25 protein-coding genes are annotated in these 22,916 nt (G+C 61.1%); all 25 read left to right on the top strand.

Going from position 1 to position 22,916, the window contains the following annotated elements:
* Positions 1–48 precede the first annotated feature (48 nt).
* The 25 genes from fliE to BT125_RS16465 all read left to right on the top strand — a co-directional run bounded on the left by fliE (position 49) and on the right by BT125_RS16465 (position 22,889).
* On the top strand, positions 49–375 hold the full coding sequence (gene fliE / locus BT125_RS16585; RefSeq protein WP_003199082.1) for a flagellar hook-basal body complex protein FliE: 327 nt from the start codon (positions 49–51) through the stop codon (positions 373–375).
* Between the two features lie 15 nt (positions 376–390).
* Positions 391–2,175, top strand: a complete 1,785-nt coding sequence (gene fliF / locus BT125_RS16580; RefSeq protein ID WP_072408524.1) for a flagellar basal-body MS-ring/collar protein FliF — start codon at positions 391–393, stop codon at positions 2,173–2,175.
* Positions 2,168–3,187 carry a flagellar motor switch protein FliG gene (gene fliG / locus BT125_RS16575; protein WP_003199086.1) on the top strand — a complete coding sequence of 340 codons (1,020 nt, stop codon included), beginning with the start codon at positions 2,168–2,170 and terminating at the stop codon, positions 3,185–3,187. Before fliF ends, fliG begins: the two co-directional genes overlap by 8 nt.
* Before the next feature lie 7 nt (positions 3,188–3,194).
* Entirely contained in the window at positions 3,195–4,040 is an 846-nt protein-coding gene (fliH, locus tag BT125_RS16570) for a flagellar assembly protein FliH (RefSeq protein ID WP_072408523.1), read from the top strand.
* Positions 4,030–5,388 (top strand): flagellar protein export ATPase FliI, encoded by a 1,359-nt coding sequence (gene fliI / locus BT125_RS16565; protein ID WP_003199089.1) that lies wholly within the window; start codon positions 4,030–4,032, stop codon positions 5,386–5,388. Before fliH ends, fliI begins: the two co-directional genes overlap by 11 nt.
* A gap of 6 nt (positions 5,389–5,394) precedes the next feature.
* Positions 5,395–5,844: a flagellar export protein FliJ gene (gene fliJ / locus BT125_RS16560; RefSeq protein ID WP_053182982.1), complete on the top strand. Its 450-nt coding sequence runs from the start codon at positions 5,395–5,397 to the stop codon at positions 5,842–5,844.
* A 102-nt stretch (positions 5,845–5,946) separates the two neighbouring features.
* Positions 5,947–6,252 (top strand): STAS domain-containing protein, encoded by a 306-nt coding sequence (locus tag BT125_RS16555; protein WP_072408521.1) that lies wholly within the window; start codon positions 5,947–5,949, stop codon positions 6,250–6,252.
* A gap of 5 nt (positions 6,253–6,257) precedes the next feature.
* Positions 6,258–7,964 (top strand): ATP-binding SpoIIE family protein phosphatase, encoded by a 1,707-nt coding sequence (locus BT125_RS16550; RefSeq protein WP_072408519.1) that lies wholly within the window; start codon positions 6,258–6,260, stop codon positions 7,962–7,964.
* A 31-nt stretch (positions 7,965–7,995) separates the two neighbouring features.
* On the top strand, positions 7,996–8,340 hold the full coding sequence (locus BT125_RS16545; protein WP_072408517.1) for an Hpt domain-containing protein: 345 nt from the start codon (positions 7,996–7,998) through the stop codon (positions 8,338–8,340).
* Between the two features lie 88 nt (positions 8,341–8,428).
* Positions 8,429–9,802, top strand: a complete 1,374-nt coding sequence (locus tag BT125_RS16540) for a flagellar hook-length control protein FliK (RefSeq protein WP_072408514.1) — start codon at positions 8,429–8,431, stop codon at positions 9,800–9,802.
* 232 nt (positions 9,803–10,034) lie between these two features.
* The gene (gene fliL / locus BT125_RS16535) at positions 10,035–10,538 is read left to right on the top strand and encodes a flagellar basal body-associated protein FliL (protein WP_072341628.1); all 504 of its coding nucleotides are present in this window, start codon (positions 10,035–10,037) and stop codon (positions 10,536–10,538) included.
* A 9-nt stretch (positions 10,539–10,547) separates the two neighbouring features.
* Positions 10,548–11,516, top strand: a complete 969-nt coding sequence (gene fliM, locus BT125_RS16530) for a flagellar motor switch protein FliM (protein ID WP_053120288.1) — start codon at positions 10,548–10,550, stop codon at positions 11,514–11,516.
* Positions 11,517–11,587: 71 nt separating this feature from the next.
* Positions 11,588–12,046, top strand: a complete 459-nt coding sequence (gene fliN / locus BT125_RS16525) for a flagellar motor switch protein FliN (RefSeq protein ID WP_072408512.1) — start codon at positions 11,588–11,590, stop codon at positions 12,044–12,046.
* Positions 12,047–12,484 carry a flagellar biosynthetic protein FliO gene (gene fliO / locus BT125_RS16520; RefSeq protein ID WP_060738642.1) on the top strand — a complete coding sequence of 146 codons (438 nt, stop codon included), beginning with the start codon at positions 12,047–12,049 and terminating at the stop codon, positions 12,482–12,484.
* Positions 12,484–13,233 (top strand): flagellar type III secretion system pore protein FliP, encoded by a 750-nt coding sequence (fliP, locus tag BT125_RS16515; RefSeq protein WP_072408510.1) that lies wholly within the window; start codon positions 12,484–12,486, stop codon positions 13,231–13,233. The genes fliO and fliP overlap by 1 nt, the downstream gene beginning before the upstream one ends.
* A gap of 23 nt (positions 13,234–13,256) precedes the next feature.
* A complete protein-coding gene (gene fliQ / locus BT125_RS16510) occupies positions 13,257–13,526 on the top strand; it encodes a flagellar biosynthesis protein FliQ (protein ID WP_038858957.1) in 270 nt (89 codons plus the stop codon).
* 4 nt (positions 13,527–13,530) lie between these two features.
* A complete protein-coding gene (gene fliR, locus BT125_RS16505; RefSeq protein ID WP_072408508.1) occupies positions 13,531–14,313 on the top strand; it encodes a flagellar biosynthetic protein FliR in 783 nt (260 codons plus the stop codon).
* Between the two features lie 3 nt (positions 14,314–14,316).
* Positions 14,317–15,453 carry a flagellar biosynthesis protein FlhB gene (gene flhB / locus BT125_RS16500; RefSeq protein WP_072408506.1) on the top strand — a complete coding sequence of 379 codons (1,137 nt, stop codon included), beginning with the start codon at positions 14,317–14,319 and terminating at the stop codon, positions 15,451–15,453.
* 99 nt (positions 15,454–15,552) lie between these two features.
* Positions 15,553–16,236 (top strand): hypothetical protein, encoded by a 684-nt coding sequence (locus tag BT125_RS16495; protein WP_072408505.1) that lies wholly within the window; start codon positions 15,553–15,555, stop codon positions 16,234–16,236.
* A gap of 134 nt (positions 16,237–16,370) precedes the next feature.
* Positions 16,371–18,500 (top strand): flagellar biosynthesis protein FlhA, encoded by a 2,130-nt coding sequence (gene flhA, locus BT125_RS16490; protein ID WP_072408503.1) that lies wholly within the window; start codon positions 16,371–16,373, stop codon positions 18,498–18,500.
* An 11-nt stretch (positions 18,501–18,511) separates the two neighbouring features.
* On the top strand, positions 18,512–19,861 hold the full coding sequence (flhF, locus tag BT125_RS16485) for a flagellar biosynthesis GTPase FlhF (protein WP_060738636.1): 1,350 nt from the start codon (positions 18,512–18,514) through the stop codon (positions 19,859–19,861).
* A 115-nt stretch (positions 19,862–19,976) separates the two neighbouring features.
* Complete coding sequence (gene fleN, locus BT125_RS16480) at positions 19,977–20,807, top strand: flagellar synthesis regulator FleN (protein ID WP_003184001.1); 831 nt, start codon at positions 19,977–19,979, stop codon at positions 20,805–20,807.
* Positions 20,804–21,547: an RNA polymerase sigma factor FliA gene (gene fliA / locus BT125_RS16475; protein WP_014337177.1), complete on the top strand. Its 744-nt coding sequence runs from the start codon at positions 20,804–20,806 to the stop codon at positions 21,545–21,547. The genes fleN and fliA overlap by 4 nt, the downstream gene beginning before the upstream one ends.
* Positions 21,548–21,713: 166 nt before the next feature.
* A complete protein-coding gene (locus BT125_RS16470; protein ID WP_003199125.1) occupies positions 21,714–22,085 on the top strand; it encodes a chemotaxis response regulator CheY in 372 nt (123 codons plus the stop codon).
* 18 nt (positions 22,086–22,103) lie between these two features.
* Positions 22,104–22,889 carry a protein phosphatase CheZ gene (locus BT125_RS16465; RefSeq protein WP_072408501.1) on the top strand — a complete coding sequence of 262 codons (786 nt, stop codon included), beginning with the start codon at positions 22,104–22,106 and terminating at the stop codon, positions 22,887–22,889.
* Positions 22,890–22,916 lie beyond the last annotated feature (27 nt).

Below are 22,916 nucleotides of genomic sequence, written 5' to 3'. Positions count from 1 at the left end.
CCGCTGAGTAAGTGTCAAAAAAATGCGGGCCGCCAGAGAGAGTAGACCATGAGCCAAGGTATTGAATTTAATCGGTTGATGTTGGACATGCGGGCCATGCAAATGGACGCCATGGCCCAGCCTAAATCGGTCGCGGTCCCCCAGGTGGGTGGCAGCAGCTTTTCCGACATGCTCGGTCAGGCCGTCAATAAAGTGAACGATACCCAGCAGGCGTCGAACCAGTTGGCCAGTGCTTTCGAGATTGGCAAAAGTGGCGTCGACCTGACGGACGTAATGATCTCCTCGCAGAAAGCCAGTGTCTCGTTTCAGGCGCTGACCCAGGTTCGCAACAAACTGGTTCAAGCCTACCAAGACATCATGCAGATGCCGGTTTAAGGAAATTATTGAGTCATGGCAGAAGCAGCCGTTGATAACGTTCCAGCCAAGGCCACTCCGGTAGACGGCAAACCGCCGTTGTTCGGCCTGTCCTTCCTGGAAAATCTCTCCGAGATGACCATGCTGCGTCAGGTTGGCCTGTTGGTCGGCCTGGCTGCCAGCGTGGCGATTGGTTTTGCCGTGGTGCTGTGGTCCCAGCAACCGGACTACCGTCCGCTGTATGGCAGTCTGGCCGGCATGGACGCCAAGCAAGTCATGGAGACCCTGGCTTCCGCCGACATTCCTTATACCGTCGAACCCAATTCCGGCGCCTTGCTGGTCAAGGCCGATGATGTCGCTCGTGCGCGCCTCAAGCTCGCCGCGGCCGGCGTGACCCCGACCGATGGCAACATCGGTTTCGAGATCCTCGACAAGGACCAGGGCCTGGGCACCAGCCAGTTCATGGAAGCGACCCGTTATCGCCGCGGCCTGGAAGGCGAGCTGGCACGCACCATCTCCAGCCTGAACAACGTCAAGGGGGCCCGTGTGCACCTGGCGATTCCGAAAAGCTCGGTGTTCGTGCGCGACGAGCGCAAGCCCAGCGCCTCGGTATTGGTCGAGCTGTATTCGGGCCGTTCCCTGGAGCCAGGGCAGGTGGTGGCCATCGTCAATCTGGTGGCGACCAGCGTACCCGAACTGAGCAAATCGCAAATCACCGTGGTCGACCAGAAGGGCAACCTGCTGTCAGACCAGGCGGAAAACTCCGAATTGACCATGGCCGGCAAGCAATTCGATTACAGCCGTCGCATGGAAGGCATGCTGACCCAGCGGGTGCACAACATTCTGCAACCGATCCTGGGTAACGATCGCTATAAAGCCGAAGTGTCGGCCGATGTCGACTTCAGCGCCGTCGAGTCCACTTCCGAGCAGTTCAACCCGGACCAGCCGGCGTTGCGCAGCGAGCAGTCGGTAAATGAACAACGCACCGCCAGCAATGGCCCGCAAGGCGTCCCGGGTGCCTTGAGCAACCAGCCGCCGTCGCCGGCCAGCGCGCCGCAAACCACCGGTGGCGCCACGGCGGCCGCTGGTATGGTGCAGCCGGGCCAGCCGCTGATCGATGCCAATGGCCAGCAGATCATGGACCCGGCCACCGGCCAGCCGATGCTGGCGCCGTACCCGGCCGACAAGCGTCAGCAGTCGACCAAGAACTTCGAGCTCGACCGTTCCATCAGCCACACCAAGCAACAGCAGGGCCGTTTGAATCGCTTGTCGGTCGCGGTGGTGGTGGACGATCAGGTCAAGGTCAACCCGGCCAACGGCGAAACCAGCCGTGCGCCATGGAGCGCCGACGAATTGGCACGCTTTACTCGCCTGGTACAGGACGCCGTTGGTTTCGACGCCAGCCGAGGCGACAGCGTCAGCGTGATCAACGTGCCGTTCTCCCTGGAGCGCGGTGAAGTGATCGCCGATATTCCATTTTATTCGCAACCCTGGTTCTGGGATGTGGTCAAGCAAGTACTGGGTGTGCTGTTCATCCTGATACTGGTGTTCGGCGTACTGCGTCCGGTGCTCAATAACATCACCAATGGCGGCAGGAACAAGCAGTTGGCCGGCTTGGGTGATGTGGAACTGGGCGGCATGGGCGGCCTGGATGGCGAATTGGCCAATGATCGCGTCAGCCTCGGCGGGCCGCAGAGCATTCTGCTGCCAAGCCCGAGCGAAGGCTATGACGCTCAGTTGAACGCTATCAAGAGTCTGGTGGCAGAAGACCCGGGTCGTGTGGCCCAGGTCGTGAAAGAGTGGATTAACGCAGATGAGTGATAATCGAGCCGCTGTTGCCAAATTGTCCCGGGTCGACAAAGCCGCGATCCTGCTGCTGTCCCTGGGCTCGACCGACGCCGCCCAAGTGCTGCGCCACATGGGGCCCAAGGAGGTCCAGCGCGTGGGCGTGGCCATGGCGCAGATGGGCAACGTGCACCGTGAGCAGGTCGAGCAGGTGATGAGCGAGTTCGTCGACATCGTCGGCGATCAAACCAGCCTGGGCGTGGGTTCCGACGACTACGTGCGCAAGATGCTCACCCAGGCGCTGGGCGAGGACAAGGCCAACGGTCTCATCGACCGGATCCTGCTGGGTGGCAATACCAGCGGCCTGGACAGCCTCAAGTGGATGGAGCCGCGGGCGGTTGCCGACGTGATCCGTTACGAGCACCCGCAGATCCAGGCGATCGTGGTGGCTTACCTCGACCCGGACCAGGCCGGCGAAGTGCTGGGCAATTTCGACCACAAGGTGCGCCTGGACATCATCCTGCGCGTGTCTTCGCTCAATACCGTGCAGCCGGCGGCCCTGAAAGAATTGAACCAGATTCTCGAGAAGCAGTTCTCGGGCAACTCCAATGCCTCGCGCACCACCCTGGGTGGTATCAAGCGTGCGGCGGACATCATGAACTTCCTCGACAGTTCGATCGAAGGTCAGTTGATGGACTCGATCCGCGAATTCGACGAAGACCTGTCCGGTCAGATCGAAGACCTCATGTTCGTGTTCAACAACCTGTCCGATGTCGACGATCGTGGCATCCAGGCTCTGTTGCGCGAAGTCTCGTCCGACGTGCTGGTACTGGCCCTCAAGGGCTCGGACGAAGGCGTCAAGGAAAAAATCTTCAAGAATATGTCCAAACGGGCGGCCGAACTGTTGCGCGACGATCTCGAGGCCAAGGGCCCGGTGCGCGTCAGCGATGTGGAAACCGCGCAGAAGGAAATCCTCACCATCGCCCGCCGCATGGCCGAAGCCGGGGAGATCGTTCTCGGTGGCAAGGGCGGCGAAGAGATGATCTAAGGTCGTTATGTCTGCCAAGAGTGATGAAGCCCCCAGCGACCTGATCCGCGCCCGGGACGTCGGTGGTTTCGACGTCTGGTCGCTGCCCAGCTTCGACCCCCACGTGCCCGAGCCTGAGCCGGCGCCGGTGGAAGAGCTGCCGGAAATGGAGGAGGTGCCGCTGGAAGAAGTCCAGCCACTGACCCTCGAGGAAGTCGAGAGCATCCGCCAGGAAGCCTATAACGAAGGCTTTGCGGTGGGTGAAAAGGAGGGCTTTCACAGCACCACGCTCAAGGTCCGCCAGGAAGCCGATGTGGCGCTGACGGCCAAGCTCCGTGCGTTGGAATCGCTGATGCTCAACCTGTTCGACCCCATCGCCGAGCAGGACACCCAGATCGAGAAATCCCTGGTGGGCCTGGTGCAACATATCGCCAAACAAGTGATCCAGCGCGAACTGGCCATCGATTCGAGCCAGATCGAACACGTCATGCGTGAAGCGCTCAAGTTGTTGCCGTTGGGCGTGGGTAACGTGCGGCTGTACATCAATCCCCAGGACTTCGAACTGGTCAAGGCCCTGCGCGAGCGCCATGAAGAAACCTGGCGTATCGTCGAGGACGCGGCGTTGCTGCCGGGCGGTTGTCGGGTGGAAACCGAACACAGCCGCATCGATGCCACCGTTGAAACCCGTATCAGCCAGATCATGGCCAAGTTGTTCGACCAACTGCACGAACAGGCCCTGCACCCGGCCGCAGCCGACCTGAGCCTGGAGTTGCCGGACGATCCCCTGATCAGTGCCGATGCCGCGCCGGTCGATGTGGAGCTGGAGATGCCTGAATTGGACGCTTCTGTATTGGACAGCCGCGATGCGCCTTGAGCGAACCAGCTTCGGCAAGCGCCTGGGCAGCTACGCCGAGGCCAGTGAGCTGGCCGGCCAACCGATCCTGGAAGGTCGCCTGCTGCGCATGGTCGGCCTGACCCTTGAAGCCGAGGGCCTGCGTGCCGCCATGGGTAGTCGCTGCATGGTGATCAACGACGACAGCTACCACCCGGTACAGGTCGAAGCCGAAGTCATGGGCTTCTCCGGCAGCAAGGTCTTCTTGATGCCGGTGGGCAGCGTCGCCGGCATCGCACCCGGCGCGCGCGTCGTGCCCCTGGCCGACAATGGTCGCCTGCCCATGGGCATGAGCATGCTCGGGCGCGTGCTGGACGGGGCCGGGCGCGCCCTGGACGGCAAGGGCGGCATGAAGGCCGAGGATTGGGTGCCGATGGACGGCCCGACGATCAACCCCCTCAAGCGTGACCCCATCAGCGTGCCGCTGGACGTGGGTATTCGTTGCATCAACGGTTTATTGACGGTCGGCCGCGGCCAACGCCTGGGCCTGTTTGCCGGTACCGGGGTGGGCAAGAGTGTGCTGTTGGGCATGATGACCCGCTTCACCGAAGCCGACATCATCGTGGTGGGGCTGATCGGTGAACGGGGCCGTGAGGTCAAGGAATTCATCGAGCACATCCTCGGCGAGGAAGGGCTCAAGCGCTCGGTGGTGGTGGCTTCGCCTGCGGACGATGCGCCGTTGATGCGGCTGCGGGCTGCCATGTATTGCACACGCATCGCCGAGTATTTCCGCGACAAGGGCAAGAACGTCCTGTTGCTGATGGATTCGCTGACCCGTTTCGCCCAGGCCCAGCGGGAAATCGCCCTGGCCATCGGCGAACCGCCGGCTACCAAGGGCTATCCGCCTTCGGTGTTCGCCAAGTTGCCGAAACTGGTGGAGCGCGCCGGCAATGCGGAGAAGGGCGGCGGTTCGATCACCGCGTTCTATACCGTGCTGTCCGAAGGTGACGACCAGCAAGACCCTATCGCCGACTCGGCCCGGGGTGTGCTCGACGGTCACATCGTGCTGTCCAGGCGCCTGGCCGAAGAAGGTCACTACCCGGCCATCGACATCGAGGCGTCCATCAGCCGGGTCATGCCGTCGGTGATCAGTGCCGAACACATGAAACGGGCCCAGCAGTTCAAGCAGTACTGGTCGCGCTACCAGCAGAGCCGTGACCTGATCAGCGTCGGTGCCTATGTGCCCGGCGGTGACCGCGAGACCGACACCGCCATCAGTCTTTACCCGGCCATGGCCGTCTACCTGCGCCAAAGCTTGAACGACAACATCGGCATGGGCGCCAGCGAGGCGCACTTGCAGACTATTTTCGCGCCGGTCTCAGGCACGTAACCGGCCATGGCCACGAGTCGTGCGGCGCGCCTGGCACCCGTAGTGGACATGGCGGAAAAGGCCGAGAAGACCGCCGTCCAGCGACTGGCGTATTTCCAGGGGCAAGTGGCCGTCGCCGAGAGCAAACTGGCAGACTTGGAGAACTTTCGACTCGAATACCAAGAGCAGTGGATTGCCCGAGGCAGCCACGGGGTCTCCGGGCAATGGTTGCTGGGTTACCAGGGGTTCCTGGCGCAGCTGGGCACCGCCATCGATCAGCAGCGCCAGAGCCTGGTCTGGCACCAGAACAACCTGGAGAAGGCTCGCCAGAGCTGGCAAGAGGCGTTTGCCCGAGTCGAAGGGTTGCGCAAACTGGTGCAGCGTTATATCGATGAGGCGCGACAGTTGGAAGACAAACGCGAACAGAAACTGCTCGATGAATTGTCCCAGCGTCTGCCGCGGCAGAACCCCTACTGATGCGAAATGAGGATTTTGTCGGATGAACGAGGCAAAACCTTGCTCAGAGCTGTACCAGATGCTACACCTTGTACACGTATGTCCATGACAAGGAAGCCGATCATGTCAGTCGTTACCGAAGTATCCCCCGATGGGCATAAGCTGACGATTTCGATCAAAGGTCGATTCGATTTCGGGCGGCATCAGGAGTTTCGCGAGTCCTATGAGCGGCTCGATACGAAACCCGAGTCCATCGTGGTGGATTTGAAAGAAGCCACTTATCTCGACAGTTCCGCCTTGGGCATGCTCCTGCTGTTGCGCGATCATGCCGGCGGCGACGAGTCGGATATCCGGGTCGTCAACAGCAGCTCCGACGTCAAGAAAATCCTCGCGATCTCCAATTTCGACAAGCTGTTCGACATCAGTTGATCGCCATGCAATCGTCGTCGGAGCCACTGACGGTCTTGATTGCCGAAGACAGTGCCGCTGATCGACTGCTGTTGTCGACCATTGTCCGCCGCCAGGGTCACCACGTGCTCACCGCGGCCAATGGCGCCGAAGCGGTCGACGCCTACCTGGAACAGCGTCCGCACTTGGTCCTGATGGACGCGATGATGCCAGTGATGGACGGCTTCGAAGCCGCACAGAGAATCAAGCAACTGGCTGGGGACCAATTGGTCCCGATCATTTTCCTCACTTCGCTGACGGAGAGCGAAGCCCTGGCCCGTTGCCTGGAAGCGGGCGGCGATGACTTCCTGGCCAAGCCCTACAACCAAGTAATCCTGGCGGCCAAGATCAAGGCCATGGACCGCTTGCGCCGCTTGCAGGCCACGGTAGTGGAGCAGCGCGACCAGATCGCCCGGCACCATGACTATCTACTCAACGAACAACGGGTCGCCAAGGCCGTCTTCGACAAGATCGCCCACTCCGGCTGCCTGAGTGCACCCAACATCCGCTACCTGCAATCGCCCTATGCCTTGTTCAATGGCGACTTGCTGCTGGCGGCGTTCAACCCGGCCGGCGACATGCACATCCTGCTGGGGGACTTCACCGGGCACGGTTTGCCGGCGGCGGTCGGTGCGATGCCGCTGGCGGAAGTGTTCTACGGGATGACGGCCAAGGGCTACGGCCTGGCGCAGATCCTGCGGGAGATGAATGCCAAGCTCAAGCGCATCCTGCCAGTGGACATGTTCTGTTGCGCAACGCTGTTGTGCCTCAGTTTCCAGCGTTGCACGGTGGAGATCTGGAACGGTGGCATGCCCGATGGTTACCTGCATGACAGCCTCAGTGGCGAGCGTACGCCTTTGCCGGCGCGGCACTTGCCGTTGGGCGTGCTCGCGCCGCACCTGTTCGATGACCGCACCGAGGTGCATTCGATGTCGCTGGGGGATCGGGTGTTCCTGCTGTCCGATGGCGTAATCGAGACCAGTGACCGCGATGACCGGCCGTTTGGCGTGGAGCGGTTGCAGCAGGTATTTTCGGCCAGCCGTGAACCTGACCGTCTTTTTGAGGACATTCAGCAGGCCCTGCGGGATTTTCGCGGTGAGGCCCGTGACGACTTCAGCATGGTCGAGGTGCGACTGGTCGCACCGACGCAACTCAATCCGCCACCACCGGTCTATTCCGATAGCGGGCAGTCCAGCCCACTGGACTGGTCGGTGAGCTTCGAATTCCGGGCGCAGACGCTCAAGCGCTTCAACCCGATGCCCTACCTGTTGCAGTTGCTGCTTGAGGTCCATGGGCTCAGGGCGCAGAGTGGTGCCCTTTATAGCGTGATGTCTGAGCTCTACTCCAATGCCCTGGATCACGGGGTGCTGGGGCTCGACTCGAGCCTCAAGCGCGATGCGGCGGGTTTTGCTCGCTACTACAGCGAGCGCAATACGCGCCTGGATGAACTGAGCGACGGTTACGTGCGGGTGCACTTGCACGTTTCGCCAAACGGCGAGGGTGGTCGCCTGGCCATCGAGGTCGAAGACAGCGGCGAGGGTTTCGATGTCGCCCAAGTGCTGGCACGGCCCGTGGACAGTGATCGGTTGTCGGGACGCGGCGTGAGCCTGGTACGCCAGTTGAGCCATCAGGCCAGTTGGGCAGACGATGGTCGTAGTGCGCGCGTGGAGTTTTTCTGGGAGGCTCTGGCATAATTGGCGCCATTCTTGATCAGGGAGCGAACAAGTGAACGAGATTCATCTGGACCGTGACGTGCTCAGCACGTTGAAAGAAGTCATGGAGGAGGGGTATCTGGAGTTGCTGGATACGTTTCTCAATGATTCCGAGGCTCGCCTGCGCGTGCTGCATGAAGCACGGGACGCTGAAAAATTGAGCGCCACCGCCCACAGCTTCAAAGGCAGCAGCAGCAACATGGGCGCCATTCGCCTCGCCCAGTTGTGCGGCGAGTTGGAACAGCGTGCCAAGCAGCCGTCATTGGGCGGTATCGAGAACCTGGTCAACGAAATCGACAGCGAGTTCGCCCATGTCCGCAAGCTTTGCCGGGAAGAGCGTGAAGGCTTCCACTGCTGAGATTTGACGGCCGGGCAAACGTTGGCCCGTGCCTTGCATTGCCTAGTCTCGACTGTGCAAATGATTCCAGTGCAGCGGAGACCTTTTTATGCCCGTTACCCCCAATTCACTGCTTCAGGCCTCTGTCCAGGCCAAGCCCAAGGTCGCCGTCAATTCACCGGCAGCGGCCCCGGACCTCGGGGATAGAGCCTCCAGCTTCGCTCAAGTCTTCGCCAAGCAGGCCCCTGCCAAAGCCGCGGCGGCCCCGGAGCCGGTGGTGAAATCGGCGCGCGACAAGGCCACCGATGACACCGTCAAAAAAGACACCGGCAACGAAAGTCCTGCCGCCCCGGAGCCGGCGGTTGCCGATAGCGGCAAACCCTTGCCCGCGGACAAACCAGCCAGCACCGACGACAAGGCTGCCAGCGATACCAGCGCCGACTCGGCTGAAACGCCCGTGGCGGATGCGGCACCGGTCGATCCAAGCCTTGACCCTGGTGTGCTGCCGGAGATGACGGTGCCGGTCGCGACAGCCCCGGTGGAACCTGCCCCCGTGGCGGTCACGACTGAGGCCCAGGTCGCCACCGCAGTCGCGGCGCCCGTTGTTCCATTGGCCGCCCCGGCCCAGCCTGCGGTCCCGGTCGTCGATCCAACCTTCGACCCACAAGCCGACCCTCTCGACGCATTGCCCGCCTTGCGCTTGGCGATGGAGCAGGGCGGTCATGTTTCCGCTACCAGCCAGGCGCAGCCCAAGAGCGCTGCCCCAGTGTCGCTCGACGGTGAGCCGACGTCGGCGCAGACCTTTGCCGCCGGTATGGACAGCATGCTCAGCGTGCAAGCCGATCAGAACAGTACCGAGTCCGGTAGCCAGGGGGGCGACAAGGCCTTCGGCGGTTTGATCAGCGAGGGTCTCAAGGACTTGGGCGCCGCGTCCAGCGACACCCGCGTGGATGATTTCGCCAACCGCCTGGCCGCACTGACCCAGGCCGCTACGCCCAAAACCGCCAACGCGGTGCCGGTCAACCAACCTATCGCGATGAATCAGAGCGGTTGGACCGAAGAGGTGGTCAACCGGGTGATGTACCTGTCCAGCGTCAATCTCAAGGCGGCCGACATCCAATTGCAGCCCGCTGAGCTCGGACGCCTGGATATCCGGGTGAACATGGTCCCGGACCAGCAGACCCAGGTCACGTTCATGAGCGCCCACTCCGGCGTTCGTGAAGCCCTCGAAGGCCAGTTGCATCGCTTGCGGGACAGTTTTAGCCAGCAGGGCATGGGCCAGGTCGACGTCAGCGTGTCGGATCAATCCCGGGGTTCGCAGAACCAGGAGCAGCAAGCCCAGCAGCAGGCTCGGGCCGGGCGCACGACGTCATCTGGCGGGCGGGTGGATTCAGCGGATGAAGTTGGCCCCGCCGGCATCGCTGAAGTGGCCGCCAGCACGACCAGTGTCATTGGCACCAGCGCGGTCGACTACTACGCCTGATCCAACGATGCTCTCCCCTGTGGGAGCGAGCTTGCTCGCGATAGCGGATTGTCAGTCACTTTTGCAGGGACTGGTTCATCGCTATCGCGAGCAAGCTCGCTCCCACATTGGTTTTTATGGGGACTGAAGATCCTATCTGCCTGTCATCCCGGGTACTGACACTTCTGGCATAACACTTGCTCCTGCCTTGCCGTGCAACAGTGAAAACCCCGATTAGTGACGGATTATTGGCATGGCGAAGAGTGAAGCAGCAGCTGTAAAAGACCCTGCAACCAAAGGCAAACTCAAGCTGATCATCATGATCGTGGTGGGTTTGCTCCTGGCGATCGGCGTGTCCGTAGGGGCGACCTGGTATTTCATGCACAGCGCTCAGAGCAAGCCGGCAGTGGCGGTCGAGGCTGCGCCGGTGGGCAAGCAGCCGGCGATTTTCGAACCGATGGCGCCCGCCTTCGTGGCCAACTACACCGTGAACGGTCGTCAACGCTACATGCAGGTCAGCATTACTTTGCAAGGTCGCAACCAGGCGGACCTGGAAGCGCTGCGGGTACACATGCCGCTGATCCGCAATAACCTGGTGATGCTTTTTTCCGGACAGAATTTCGACACCCTGGCCACGCCCGTTGGCCAGGAAATGCTGCGTCAGAAAGCCACGGCCAGCGTGCAGGAAGTGGCTCAGAAAGAGCTTGGCAAAGTGGTGATCGAACAGTTGCTCTTCACTAACTTCGTATTGCAGTAGGAACACGACATGGCCGTGCAGGACCTGCTGTCCCAGGACGAAATCGATGCGCTGTTGCATGGTGTCGACGACGGTCTGGTACAGACCGAGAACGCTGCTGAACCGGGCAGCGTCAAAAGCTATGACCTGACCAGCCAGGATCGCATCGTTCGCGGACGCATGCCGACCCTGGAAATGATCAACGAGCGTTTCGCCCGTTACACCCGCATCAGCATGTTCAACATGCTGCGCCGCTCGGCCGACGTGGCTGTCGGTGGCGTGCAGGTGATGAAGTTCGGCGAGTACGTGCATTCGCTGTACGTGCCCACCAGCCTCAACCTGGTGAAGATCAAGCCGTTGCGCGGCACCGCGTTGTTCATCCTCGACGCCAAGCTGGTGTTCAAGCTGGTGGACAACTTCTTTGGTGGCGACGGTCGTCACGCCAAGATCGAGGGGCGTGAATTCACCCCCACCGAGCTGCGGGTGGTGCGCATGGTGCTGGAACAGGCCTTCATCGATTTGAAGGAAGCCTGGCAGGCGATCATGGAAGTGAACTTCGAGTACATCAACTCGGAAGTGAACCCGGCCATGGCCAACATCGTCGGGCCGAGCGAGGCCATCGTGGTCTCGACCTTCCACATCGAACTCGATGGTGGTGGCGGCGACCTGCACGTGACCATGCCGTATTCGATGATCGAGCCGGTGCGCGAAATGCTCGACGCCGGTTTCCAGTCGGACCTCGACGACCAGGACGAACGCTGGATCAACGCCTTGCGCCAGGACGTGCTCGACGTCGATGTACCGATCGGCGCGACGGTCGCCCGGCGCCAACTGCGTCTGCGGGACATCCTGCACATGCAGCCGGGGGACATCATCCCCGTCGAGATGCCGGAAGATATGATCATGCGCGCCAATGGCGTGCCGGCCTTCAAGGTCAAGATGGGCTCTCACAAAGGCAACCTGGCGTTGCAGGTGATCGAGCCGATCGAACGCCGCTGAGCGCTGTCAGCTTCTTAAGCTTGTAACGGATTTTACGTTTTTTACTGATTTTTGCCCGCCGAGGACAAATGATGGCTAACGATATGAACACCCAGGATGACCAGGCGCTGGCCGACGAATGGGCCGCGGCCCTGGAAGAAACCGGCGACGCCGGGCAAGCTGACATCGATGCCTTGCTGGCCGCCGATAGCGGTAATCACGGGTCCAACCGCCTGCCGATGGAAGAGTTTGGCAGCGTGCCCAAGAGCAACGAGCCGGTCACGCTGGATGGGCCGAACCTGGATGTGATCCTCGACATCCCGGTGTCGATCTCCATGGAAGTGGGCAGCACCGATATCAACATCCGCAACCTGCTGCAGCTCAACCAGGGCTCGGTGATCGAGCTGGACCGTCTGGCCGGCGAGCCGCTCGATGTGTTGGTCAACGGCACTTTGATCGCCCATGGCGAAGTGGTGGTGGTCAACGAGAAGTTCGGCATTCGCCTGACGGACGTGATCAGTCCGAGCGAACGCATCAAGAAGCTGCGCTGAGTGAAAGGTTTCTTCGCTGCAGCGTCGATGCTGCCATTGAGCGTGCTGGCGGCCGAACCGGTTGCCACGGCGGCCGTTGCGCCGGCGGCAGGCAGCGGGGTCGCCGGGCAACTGGCGCAACTGGTGCTCGGCTTGCTGTTGGTGCTGGGCTTGATCTTCTTTCTCGCCTGGTTGTTGCGCCGCGTGCAACAAGCGGGACCGACCGGCAAGGGCCAGGTCATCGACATCGTCGGTTCGCGCGCGCTCGGGCCACGCGACCGGCTGGTGCTGGTGCAGGTCGGCAACGAGCAGATCCTGCTGGGCCTGAGCCCGGGCACTATCACCGCCTTGCACGTCCTCAAGGAGCCGGTGCAGGTACCCTCCACCGAGCCGGCAAGCCCCGAATTTGCCCAGCGCCTCATGGAGCTGCTGGGGAAAGACCAGAAGGATAAAAAGTAATGCCGTTGCGCATTCTGTTGGCATTGGCCCTGATGCTGGCCGCACCGTTGGCGTTCGCCGCCGATCCGCTGTCGATCCCGGCGATCACCCTGGGGACCAACGCCGAAGGGGCCCAGGAGTATTCGGTCAGCCTGCAGATCCTGCTGATCATGACGGCGCTGAGTTTCATTCCGGCGTTCGTCATGCTGATGACCAGTTTCACCCGGATCATCATTGTCTTTTCGATCCTGCGCCAGGCCCTGGGCCTGCAACAGACTCCCTCGAACCAGATCCTCACCGGCATGGCGCTGTTCCTGACCCTGTTCATCATGGCGCCCGTGTTCGATCGGGTGAATCAGGATGCGCTGCAACCCTACCTGGCAGAAAAAATCACGGCTCAAGATGCCGTGGCCAAGGCCCAGGTGCCGATCAAGGATTTCATGCTGGCCCAGACCCGCAGCAGTGACCTGGAGCTGTTCATGCGTCTGTCCAAGCGCACCGACATCCCCAGTGCCGACCAGGCACCGCTGACCATCCTGGTGCCGGCGTTCGTGACATCCGAGCTGAAAACCGCGTTCCAGATCGGTTTCATGATTTTCATCCCGTTCCTGATCATTGACCTGGTGGTCGCCAGCGTGCTGATGGCCATGGGTATGATGATGCTCTCGCCGCTGATCATTTCCCTGCCGTTCAAGATCATGCTGTTTGTGCTGGTGGACGGCTGGGCGTTGATCATCGGTACGCTGGCGGGCAGTTTCGGCGGTGTTTAGGCCTTTTGTGCGGGTAGGACGATATGACGCCTGAAGTAGCGGTAGACCTGTTCCGTGAAGCGCTCTGGCTGACGACCATGATGGTTGCCATCCTGGTGATCCCCAGCCTGTTGGTGGGGTTGCTGGTGGCGATGTTCCAGGCCGCGACCCAGATCAACGAACAGACCTTGAGCTTCCTGCCGCGCCTGCTGGTGATGCTGGTGACGTTGATCGTCGCCGGCCCCTGGATGGTACAAACCTTCATGGAATACATCCTGCAGCTGTACGGCAGTATTCCGCAGTTGATCGGCTGACCCCATGTCGATGCTCGAGCTGACGGACACCCAGATCAGTTCCTGGGTGGCATCGTTCGTCCTGCCACTGTTTCGCGTCACTGCGGTGCTGATGAGCATGCCGGTCTTCGGCACGACCCTGGTGCCCCGTCGCGTACGCTTGTATTTCGCCCTGGCGATCACGGTGGTCATCGCGCCCGGGCTACCACCGATGCCGCCGGTCAATGCCCTGGACCTCAGCGCACTGATGCTGGTGGCCGAGCAAATTCTCATCGGCGCCTTGATGGGATTCTCGTTGCAGCTGTTCTTCCAGGCATTCGTGGTGGCCGGGCAAATCATCTCGATCCAGATGGGCATGGCCTTCGCGTCTATGGTCGACCCCACCAATGGCGTGACGACGGCGGTGATCGGTCAGTTCCTGACGATGCTGGTGACCCTGTTGTTCCTCGCCATGAATGGGCATCTGGTGGTGTTTGAGGTGTTGACCGAGAGCTTTACCACCATGCCGGTGGGCAGTGCGCTCCTGGTCAATCACTTCTGGGAAATCGCCGGCAAGCTCGGCTGGGTCCTGGGTGCAGCGATGGTGCTGGTGTTGCCGGCGATCACCGCGCTGCTGGTGGTCAACATCGCGTTTGGCGTGATGACCCGCGCGGCGCCGCAATTGAATATTTTCTCCATTGGCTTCCCGCTCACCCTCGTGCTGGGCATGGTGATTTTCTGGGTCAGCCTGGGGGATATCCTCAATCAGTATCAGCCGCTGGCCACCCAGGCCTTGCAGCTTTTACGCGACATGGCACAGGCACGTTGAACCATGGCCGAGAGCGAGAGTGGTCAGGACAAGACAGAAGACCCCACGGAAAAACGCCTGCGCGAGTCCCGGGAAAAAGGCGAGACCGCTCGCTCCAAGGAGCTCAACACGCTGGCGATCATGCTGGCCGGGGCGGGCGGGTTGCTGATTTATGGCGGCGGGTTGGCCCTGGACCTGCTGGAAATCATGCGCCTGAATTTCTCCCTGCCCCGCGAGGTGCTGCTGTCTCCGGGGGCCATGTCCCAGTATCTGCTGCACTCGGGCAAGATCGCGATCCTGGCGGTGCAGCCAGTCTTGATCTGCTTGCTGCTGGCCGCTTTCATCGGCCCGATTTCCCTGGGCGGCTGGTTGTTCGCCGCCGGGAGCCTGGCTCCCAAGTTCAGCCGGATGAATCCGGCCGCCGGTCTCAAGCGCATGTTTTCCACCACGGCGCTGATGGAGTTGCTCAAGGCGTTTGGGAAATTCCTGCTGGTCCTGTTCGTCGCGCTGACGGTGTTGCAGGCCGACATCGACGATCTGCTGCGCATTGCCCACGAGCCGCTGGAGCAGGCGATTATCCACAGCGTGCAGTTGGTGGGCTGGAGCACGTTGTGGATGGCTTGCGGCCTGATCCTCATCGCCGCCATCGACGTGCCGATCCAGCTGTATCAGAGCAAGCAGAAGCTGATGATGACCAAGCAGGAGGTGCGCGACGAGCACAAGGATGCGGAGGGCAAGCCGGAGGTCAAGCAGCGCATCCGCCAATTGCAGCGCGAGGTCTCCCAGCGGCGGATGATGGCGGCCATCCCCGATGCCGATGTGGTCATCACCAACCCGACTCACTACGCCGTCGCCCTCAAGTACGACCCCGAAAAAGGCAACGCTCCCGTGTTGCTGGCCAAGGGCAGCGACTTCCTGGCGCTGAAGATCCGTGAGATCGCCGTGGCCAATGAGGTGATGCTGCTCGAGTCCCCGGCGCTGGCGCGATCGATCTACTACTCCACCGAACTCGATCAGGAAATCCCTGGAGGCCTGTACCTGGCCGTGGCCCAGGTATTGGCCTACGTCTATCAGATCCGCCAGCACCGCGCGGGCAAGGGCAAGCGCCCAGAGCCGCTCAAGGACCTGCCGATCCCGCCGGATTTGCGTCGCGATTCCTGACAGCGCCCGGTACTCCTGTACCTGTCAGTCCTGACAGTAGACAGCCATTCTCTCTGCCCATGTAATGCGCCTGTGGCTCACTCAACCCAGGGGTATGACATGACAACGCGCGAATACAAGAATCTTGGAGGCATGGAGCTGAACTTCGTGCTAGGGGTGGCCGAGGCCAATCCTGGCGACCGGGCCATCGCTTGTGCGTTCACCTTTGACCTGGCGCTCGATTTTGCGCGCTTCAAGGAAGCGGCAAACAAGTATGTGCCGAATTACCTGGAAAATGAGATCAATGCCATTCGACCCGAACTGGACGGGCTGGCCTACCACCTCTCCTACGATTACTTCGCCGATCAGGCGGGCAAGATCGTAAATAACGCGGCGCTGTTCCATGTCTTCACCGGTCCTGACAGCTATTTTGACGGGTGGTCGAGTGGTGTCATGGAGCGGCGTTATCACAAACCGATTTTCCAGATCCTTGACGGTAAATTGAGGCTGGCCGCGCGTACGGATTTTCGCTGGGAAGACCCCAAGCGGCTCATCACGATCGCGGATCTTCCTATCATTCAGTTCCAATGGGCGCTGAATGTGATGGAGGGCCACGATGTGAACGTTCCTGGACAGCCTGGGGCGGACATCAAGGCGCCGACTTCGATGGTGGTGTTCATGTACGCCAGCGAAGACCTGGTTGAAGTCGATGGGCAGCAAATGTACAGGGGGACGCGTTACGTCAGGGGCTGGGAACTGGATTTCGGCCCGATCGCACCGCAGCAGATACTGACAGCTCAGTGACCGACCGGTGCGTTGAAACCAGCTGAATGCATGCTGTTGCGAATGTTGGCAGCAAGTTGGAAGGCTTCTTGCAATACCCCGCCTGCGCCCCCTCCGGGCGTCAAAAGTTTGCTTCACAGGAACGGGGAAAATCGGTGGATCGCTCACAGTTACTCAGCACCGCGCGCAGCAATGTCGTAGACCTCAGCCGGGGTAATCTGGGCGTGCCGCTGTTGCTGCTGGTCATGCTCGCCATGATGATGCTGCCGGTGCCGCCGTTCCTGCTGGACGTGTTCTTCACGTTCAACATCGCGCTGTCGATCGTGGTGCTGCTGGTGTGCGTCTACGCCCTGCGGCCGCTGGATTTCGCCGTCTTCCCGACCATCCTGCTGGTGGCCACGCTGTTGCGCCTGGCGCTGAACGTGGCGTCCACCCGCGTGGTGATGCTCCACGGCCAGGACGGGCACGCCGCCGCCGGTAAGGTGATCCAGGCCTTCGGTGAGGTGGTGATTGGCGGTAACTATGTGGTCGGTATCGTGGTTTTCGCCATCTTGATGATCATCAACTTCGTCGTGGTGACCAAGGGCGCCGGGCGGATTTCCGAGGTGAGCGCGCGCTTCACCCTCGACGCGATGCCCGGCAAGCAGATGGCGATCGACGCCGACCTCAACGCCGGCCTGATCGACCAGAGCCAGGCCAAGCTGCGTCGCCTGGAAGTGGCCCAGGAAGCCGAGTTCTACGGTTCCATGGACGGTGCCAGCAAATTCGTGCGCGGTGACGCCATTGCCGGCCTGTTGATTCTGTTCATCAACCTGATCGGCGGCATGGCTGTCGGCATTTTCCAGCACAACATGTCGTTTGGCGACGCCGGCAGGGTTTACGCGTTGTTGACCATTGGTGACGGTTTGGTGGCGCAATTGCCATCACTGTTATTATCCACAGCGGCCGCGATCATGGTGACCCGTGCTTCGGGCTCCGAAGACATGGGCAAGCAGATCGGCCGGCAGATGTTCGCTTCGCCCAAGGCCCTGGCCGTCGCGGCCGGTCTGATGGCGGTGATGGGCCTGGTGCCGGGGATGCCGCACATTTCCTTCCTGACTATGGCCGCCGCCGCCGCGGGTGGTGCCTACCTGTTCTGGAAGAAGCAGAACGTGCAGAAAGTCCAGGCCCTGCAAGAGGTCAAGCGCCAGCAGGAACTGCTGCCGTCGCCGGCCCGCGCCATGGAAACCAAGGAGCTGGGCTGGGATGACGTGACCCCGATCGACATGATTGGCCTGGAGGTTGGCTATCGCTTGATTCCCTTGGTCGACCGTAACCAGGGTGGTCAGTTGCTGGCGCGGATCAAGGGCGTGCGCAAGAAGCTCTCCCAGGACCTGGGCTTCCTGATGCCTACTGTGCATATTCGCGATAACCTCGACCTGGCGCCGAGCGCCTATCGCCTGACCTTGATGGGGGTGATCCTGGCCGAAGCCGAGATCTACCCCGACCGTGAATTGGCAATCAACCCGGGCCAGGTCTATGGCAGCCTCAACGGCATCACCGCCAAGGATCCGGCTTTCGGCCTGGAAGCGGTGTGGATCGAAATCAGCCAGCGGGCCCAGGCCCAGTCCCTCGGTTATACCGTGGTGGATGCCAGTACCGTGGTGGCGACTCATTTGAACCAGATCCTGTACAAGCACTCCAGCGAGCTGATCGGCCACGAAGAAGTCCAGCAACTCCTGCAAGTGCTGGCCAAAGGCTCGCCGAAACTGGCTGAAGAGCTGGTGCCGGGCGTGGTTTCGTTGTCGCAGTTGCTCAAGGTGCTGCAGGCGCTACTGGCCGAACAAGTGCCCGTGCGCGACATACGCAGTATCGCCGAGGCCATCGCCAACAACGCCTCCAAGAGTCAAGATACCGCCGCCTTGGTGGCTGCGGTTCGGGTCGGCGTGTCCCGCGCAATCGTCCAAAGCATTGTAGGCACTGAGTCTGAGCTGCCTGTGATCACCTTGGAGCCAAGGTTGGAACAGATATTGCTCAATAGTCTGCAGAAGGCAGGACAAGGCTCGGAAGAGGGTGTTCTGCTGGAGCCAAGCATGGCCGAGAAGCTGCAGCGTTCGTTGATCGAAGCAGCCCAGCGGCAGGAGATGCAAGGCCAACCGGTGATCCTGCTGGTGGCCGGTCCGATTCGCGCGATGCTCTCGCGATTCGGTCGCCTCGCGGTCCCGGGGCTGCATGTGCTGGCGTACCAGGAAATACCGGACAACAAGCAAGTGACCATCGTTGCGACAGTAGGGCCCAACGGCTGAGGTAGTGGTTTATGCAAGTGAAGCGTTTTTTCGCCGCCGACATGCGTCAGGCCATGAAACTGGTTCGTGACGAGCTGGGCGCTGAAGCAGCCATCATTGGCAACCGTCGTATCGCCGGCGGTGTCGAGCTGACGGCGGCCCTGGATTACAAACTGTCTGCGCTGGCCCCGCGGGTTCCGAACATGGAACTCGAAGACGAGCTGCGCAAGACCCAATCGCGCATCGCCAGCGCCCAGGCCGAACTGAGCCTGCGCAGCAGCGAAGGCGAGGGTGCCGCGGGCACCAATCGTCAATTGTTCGCCGGCCAGCCGCTGACCGCGGGCCTGCCGTTGACCGCTGCCGAGCCGCTGATCGAGCAGGCCCAGGCCGAACCGCGTCGTCCTGAGCCGGCACCCGCCGCGCCTGCCCGCGGGCTCGACCCGCGCGCCCTGGACTCGATGCGCTTCGAACTCAACAGCCTGCGCGAACTGATGGAAGTCCAACTCGGCTCCCTGGCCTGGAATCAGCTGCAAGGCAGCCGTCCGGCCCAGGCCAACCTGTGGCGTCGCCTGCAACGCATCGGCTTGTCCGGCCCGTTGTCCCGGGACCTGCTGGCGCTGATCAATGGTATCGAAGAGCCTCGCCAGGCCTGGCGCATGTTGCTGGCGCACCTGGCGCGGATGATCGCCACGCCGGAAGTCGAGCCGCTGGAGGAGGGCGGGGTGATTGCCATGGTCGGTCCTGCCGGCATGGGCAAGACCACCACCCTGGCCAAGCTCGCCGCCCGTTATGTACTCAAGTACGGCGCCCAGAGCATCGCGCTGGTGAGCATGGACAGTTTCCGCATCGGTGCCCAGGAACAACTCAAGACCCTGGGCCGGATCCTCAATGTGTCGGTGACCCATGTGGATCCGGGCCAATCCCTGGCCCAGGCGCTCGAGCCGCTGCTGCGCAAGCGCGTCGTGCTGATCGATACCGCAGGCCTGCAAGCCAGCGATCCGGCCCTGCGCATGCAGCTCGAAAGCCTGGCCGGACGCGGTATCAAGTCAAAAAATTATCTCGTGTTGGCAACCACCAGCCAGAAACAGGTTCTAACCGCCGCATACCACAGCTACAAGCGCTGCGGACTGGCTGGCTGCATCCTGACTAAGCTGGACGAAACGGCAAGCCTGGGCGAGGTGTTGAGCCTGGCGATCGGTCATGAACTGCCGGTGGCCTACCTGACCGATGGGCCGCGGATCCCGGATGATTTGCATCTGCCGCGCCGTCATCAACTGGTCAGCCGTGCCGTGAGTGTGCAAATGCAGGAAGAACCCAGCGAAGAAGCCATGGCTGACATGTTCGCTGACATCTACCACAGCCCGACCAAACAGGTCGGCTGAGGTAATCATGAATATTTTTTGTACCTACATCGATGGTCTGCCATGCATTGTTCCTTATGCGAACGCGCAGCCAGTAATGTGGCCTCCGTCTAAGAAGACAAGGTAAAGAACGAACATGGGCAGCATGCATCCCGTACAGGTGATCGCGGTGACCGGCGGCAAAGGTGGCGTCGGGAAGACTAACGTGTCAGTGAACTTGTCCCTGGCTCTGGCAGAGCTTGGCCGACGGGTCATGCTGCTGGACGCCGACCTGGGCCTGGCGAACGTCGACGTGCTGCTGGGGCTTACCCCCAAACGCACCCTGGCGGACGTGATCGAGGGCCGTTGCGAACTGCGCGACGTGTTATTGCAGGGGCCGGGCGGGATTCGCATCGTGCCGGCTGCCTCCGGTACCCAGAGCATGGTTCACCTGACCCCGGCCCAGCATGCGGGTCTGATCCAGGCCTTCAGCGATATCGGCGACAACCTCGATGTGCTGGTGATCGACACTGCGGCCGGCATCGGCGACTCGGTCGTCAGTTTCGTCCGCGCCGCCCAGGAAGTGCTGCTGGTGGTCTGCGACGAACCGACGTCCATCACCGACGCCTACGCCCTGATCAAACTGCTGAACCGCGACTATGGCATGAACCGCTTCCGCGTCCTGGCCAATATGGCCCAGAGCCCGCAGGAAGGGCGCAACCTGTTCGCCAAGTTGACCAAGGTCACCGATCGTTTCCTGGACGTCGCCCTACAATACGTCGGCGCCGTGCCGTATGACGAAAGCGTACGCAAGGCTGTCCAGAAGCAACGTGCCGTTTATGAAGCTTTTCCACGTTCCAAATGCGCGCTGGCGTTCAAGGCGATCGCCCAGAAGGTCGATACCTGGCCACTGCCGGCCAACCCCCGCGGGCATCTGGAATTTTTCGTCGAGCGTCTTGTGCAACAAACAGCAGGGCCCGTGCTATGACAGCCAGCGGTTACAACCATCTCTACAAAAAATCGGCACGGGACGCCCAATACGAATTGATCGAGCGTTATGCGCCACTGGTCAAGCGTATTGCTTACCACTTGCTGGCGCGGTTGCCGGCCAGTGTCCAGGTGGAGGACTTGATCCAGGCCGGCATGATCGGCCTGCTTGAAGTGTCGAATAAATACGACGCCAGCAAAGGTGCCAGTTTCGAGACTTATGCCGGTATCCGCATTCGCGGGGCGATGCTCGATGAAGTCCGCAAGGGCGATTGGGCGCCGCGTTCGGTGCACCGCAATACCCGCATGGTCAGTGACGCGATTCGGGCAATTGAAGCGAAAACCGGGCGTGACGCTAAAGATCATGAAGTTGCGGCCGAACTCCAGTTGAGTCTCGACGATTATTACGGGATTTTGAACGATACCTTGGGCAGTCGCCTGTTCAGTTTCGACGACCTGTTGCAGGACGGCGAACACGAAGGGCTGCACGAGGATAACGCGAGTGCTCACATGGAGCCGTCGCGTGACCTGGAAGATGAACGTTTCCAGAGTGCGCTGGCGGATGCGATTGCCAATTTGCCGGAGCGTGAGCGGCTGGTCTTGGCGCTGTACTACGACGAAGAGCTGAACCTCAAGGAAATCGGTGAGGTCCTGGGGGTCAGCGAATCGCGGGTCAGCCAGTTACACAGCCAGTGCGCGGCCCGTTTGCGGGGGCGTTTGGGGGAGTGGCGAGCGCGTTGACAGGCAGTGTGGGGACACTGCGACGAGGCTGGCCTGGCAGGTGCTGCGCCAGTCTCCATCCGTTGTGCTCCAGACTGTTGTCGAGTGTTGTGCCGGATTGATTGAAATGGCGCGTCCAGGTGCTGGGCGCGTTTAAGACTGCTTGGAGGTCGAATTGGACAAGAACATGAAAATCCTCATCGTTGATGACTTCTCAACGATGCGGCGGATCATTAAAAACCTGTTGCGTGACCTTGGGTTCACCAACACGGCCGAAGCAGATGACGGGACCACTGCGCTCCCGATGTTGCACAGTGGCAACTTCGATTTTCTGGTCACCGACTGGAACATGCCGGGCATGACCGGTATCGACCTGCTGCGCCAAGTGCGTGCCGACGAAAAACTCAAGCATCTTCCGGTGCTGATGGTCACTGCCGAAGCCAAGCGCGAGCAGATCATCGAAGCGGCCCAGGCCGGTGTGAACGGCTATGTGGTCAAACCCTTCACGGCCCAGGCGTTGAAAGAGAAGATCGAAAAAATCTTCGAACGCATCGGTTAACGGCGCCACGGGGGAGCTATGGACAACGAATCTTCAATGGGCGATTTCGAATCGACCCTGAAAAAACATGCCCGCGAACTGGTCGACAGCCTTGAAAAAGGCCGCTTTGGCGATGCGGTTCAAATGATCCATGAGCTCAACCAGACCCGTGACCGCGGTCTGTATCAGGAAGTGGGCAAGCTCACGCGTGAACTGCACAGCGCGATTGTCAATTTCCAGATCGACCCGCACATGCCGCAGGCCGAGGAAGTCTCGCAGATCACCGACGCCACCGAGCGCCTGGGGTATGTGGTCAAGCTGACCGAAGCCGCGGCCAACCGCACCATGGACCTGGTGGAAAGCGCAACGCCGCTGGTCAATGGCCTGAGCGAAGACGCCCAGGCCTTGAGTACCGACTGGGGCCGGTTCATGCGTCGTGAAGTCGGTGCTGAAGAGTTTCGGGAGCTGGCCCGTCGGGTCGACGGTTTCCTGACGCGCAGCAGCACCGAGAACCGCGCCGTGGCAAGCAACCTCAACGACATTCTGCTGGCCCAGGACTATCAGGACCTGACCGGTCAGGTGATCAAGCGCGTGACCCAGTTGGTCACCGAAGTTGAAAGTAATCTGCTCAAACTGGTGTTGATGGCCAGCCAGGTCGACCGCTTTGCAGGTATCGAACACGACCGTGAAGCGATGCTCGCTGAAAAAGATCCACAAAAACATCTCTCTCAGGGTGAAGGTCCGCAAATTCATGCCGATAAAAGAGAAGACGTTATGTCCGGTCAGGACGATGTGGACGATTTGCTGTCCAGCCTTGGATTCTGAGTTTTAGCCCTGTTTTAGGAGCAGCCA

Origin of the sequence: Pseudomonas sp. NFACC04-2, assembly GCF_900119265.1 — a bacterium.
Classification (GTDB): Bacteria; Pseudomonadota; Gammaproteobacteria; order Pseudomonadales; family Pseudomonadaceae; genus Aquipseudomonas; species Aquipseudomonas fluorescens_AA.
This window is presented reverse-complemented; position numbering and strand designations above follow the sequence as displayed.